The organism is Shewanella sp. 11B5 (genome assembly GCF_002836795.1).
Taxonomy (GTDB): domain Bacteria; phylum Pseudomonadota; class Gammaproteobacteria; order Enterobacterales; family Shewanellaceae; genus Shewanella; species Shewanella frigidimarina.
Map to the genome: position 1 here is coordinate 1 of NZ_PJAP01001046.1, position 2,523 is coordinate 2,523.

At 40.3% G+C, this 2,523-nt stretch carries 3 protein-coding genes; 1 reads left to right on the top strand and 2 read right to left on the bottom strand.

Annotated elements, in window-relative coordinates:
- Positions 1-168: 168 nt before the first annotated feature.
- Complete coding sequence (locus CXF78_RS20095; protein WP_102037752.1) at positions 169-1,530, bottom strand: MATE family efflux transporter; 1,362 nt, start codon at positions 1,528-1,530, stop codon at positions 169-171.
- 29 nt (positions 1,531-1,559) lie between these two features.
- Between CXF78_RS20095 and CXF78_RS20100 the strand changes: the two genes are divergently transcribed.
- Positions 1,560-2,174, top strand: a complete 615-nt coding sequence (locus CXF78_RS20100; protein ID WP_011637490.1) for a riboflavin synthase — start codon at positions 1,560-1,562, stop codon at positions 2,172-2,174.
- A gap of 63 nt (positions 2,175-2,237) precedes the next feature.
- On the opposite strand, the gene CXF78_RS20105 is transcribed toward CXF78_RS20100, so the two are convergent.
- Positions 2,238-2,438 carry a CPXCG motif-containing cysteine-rich protein gene (locus CXF78_RS20105; protein ID WP_102037753.1) on the bottom strand — a complete coding sequence of 67 codons (201 nt, stop codon included), beginning with the start codon at positions 2,436-2,438 and terminating at the stop codon, positions 2,238-2,240.
- Positions 2,439-2,523: the final 85 nt, after the last annotated feature.

Consider the following 2,523-nt stretch of genomic DNA (forward strand, 5'->3'; position numbering starts at 1 on the left):
AACGCTTGCTTTAAATACTTTTGCTTCAAAGCGGACGCTATATTAAGGGGGATAGGCTATTGCATGCAAGCAAAAAAAACATTTTTATGACTAAACGGTGATTTGCTGTGCAACTTGATTCAAGCTTAAGCAATGTGAGTCGCTTAAGCTTGTAAAAAATCAATTAGATTAGCCAATCTGTTGAAACTCAAATCCTTTCTTTTGAATGTATCTCAATCTAATAGCAAACAAAATTGCTGCAGAGGTTAAACCTGCAATTAAGCCAATCCAAAAACCGTGTGCGCCCATAGGTTCAACAAGTAAATTCGTATACCCTAAAATATAACCCGTTGTCATGCCGATCACCCAATACGAGAACAAGGTAATGTAAAATGCACTACGAGTATCTTTATAGCCGCGTAATGCACCAGCAGCGACAACTTGAATAGAATCTGATATCTGATAGAACGCAGCTAACATCATTAGGCTGCCAGCTAATGCAACCACTTCAGGGTTGTCATTATATAGCAGTGCGATTTGGTGCTTAAAGGTGACGGTTAGTATCGCGGTAAAAATGGCTAGCGTTAATGATAACCCTAAACCTACTTTTGCAACTAAGGCCGATATTTCTGGTTGCCCACGGCCAAGGTAGTAACCAATTCGGATCGATACTGCTATACCAATTGATAAGGGCAACATAAATATAATTGATGAGAAGTTGAGGGCGATTTGATGGCTTGCAACGACGTTAGCGCCTAATGGCGCTAAAAATAATGCGATGACAGCAAACAGGCTTACCTCAAAAAATAATGCCATCGCAATTGGCATACCCAATTTGGTCATGGACCACATACTGGCCAAATGAGGACGAAAAAACTGTTTGAATGGCGCGAGATCTTTAAATGTTTTATCCACTAACATGTAAATAATCATCGCAGCTAACATAGCCCAAAACACTAATGCAGTTGCAACACCACAACCAGCACCGCCCATAGCGGGAATACCAAAACCACCATAAATAAACACGTAATTGGCGGGTATATTGACGGCTAACCCGATAAATCCAATGACCATTGTCGGCATTGTATAAGAAATCCCTTCACTGCAACCGCGTAATACCTGATACAAAACGAAAGCTGGTGCTCCCCACAAGATTGCATCTATATAACCCACGGTTAATGCATGCAGTTTTGGTTCTAAATGCATAAAGTCGAGTAAATATGTTGAAGATGCGAGAAACAACATCACCCCAATACCGCCAATTATGGCAATATAACCCGCCTGAAAAATGAGTGATGGAATGATTTGTTGATTATTCGCCCCGTGATGTTGTGAAAACACCGGGGTAAAGGACATTAATAAGCCTTGAACAAATAATATAGCAGGTAGCCACAAACTGGTCCCAACGGCGACGGCTGCCATATCCACTGCACTCACACGGCCAGCCATCACTGTGTCAATAAAACCCATCATGGTTTGTGTCACTTGGGCTATCAGCACTGGAAGCGCCAATTTTATCAAGCGTGAAATCTGAAAACCTGTATTATTCATTAAAAAACCTATAATGGAACGAGAGAAATATGTTTACTGGTATAGTCCAAGCCACGTGTGAAGTGGTATCGATTAACAATGCAGCTGGTCTTAAAACCTTTGAAGTCGCAATGACGCCAGAGTTAACACAAGGATTAGTGACTGGCGCTAGCGTAGCCAATAATGGCGTTTGTCTTACCGTAACCAAGATACTAAATGATAAGGTTTTTTTTGATGTAATGGAAGAAACATTAGCCGTAACTAACCTAGGTAATACCAGTGTCGGCGACAAGGTCAATATTGAGCGTTCATTAACGTTTGGGACTGAGATTGGTGGGCATATATTATCTGGTCATGTACACACTCTGGCAACTGTTAAGGCCGTCAGTGACACCAACGAACATTACAATATAGAACTGCAGGTTGAGCCACAGTGGATGAACTACATCTTTTATAAAGGATTTGTGGGAATAAACGGTTGCAGCTTAACAGTAGGAAAAGTCAGTGACAGTGGTTTTTTGCTGCATTTAATACCTGAAACCTTGAAGTTGACCAATTTGAATCATTACAGTGTTGGTGACAAAATTAATATCGAAATAGACAGTCAAACACAAGTGATCGTTGATACTGTTGAGCGAATTTTAGCTAAAAAGCAGCTCGCCTAATCACCCAACTGAATATTGAACATTAACTTGCCTGCTTCGAATTTTAAGCAGGCGAGCTAGAAATTAATAAATTTGTTCATCGTCAGAACCGATATGAAGTTCAATTGTACGACGGTTATCATCTAGGTGCATTTTAATGTGTATCGGATTGCAACAAATACGACAGTCGTCGTAATACTCTTGATCTCCAGAACTTGCATCTAAAGTGACGTATTGATGATGTCCGCAATGTGGGCAACAAATGGCACGCGAAAGTAATCTCATAGCTAACACTCCTCACTGACTCCTTTTAAATAAGTATAGTGAGCATTTTATATTTTGGATCATCCCTAAGAATGATTCTATTTGT

Coding starts and splice junctions, on each gene's coding strand:
- CXF78_RS20100 (WP_011637490.1), top strand. CDS start 1,560: ATGTTTACTGGTATAGTCCAAGCCACGTGTGAAGTGGTATCGATTAAC.
- CXF78_RS20105 (WP_102037753.1), bottom strand. CDS start 2,438: ATGAGATTACTTTCGCGTGCCATTTGTTGCCCACATTGCGGACATCAT.
- CXF78_RS20095 (WP_102037752.1), bottom strand. CDS start 1,530: ATGAATAATACAGGTTTTCAGATTTCACGCTTGATAAAATTGGCGCTT.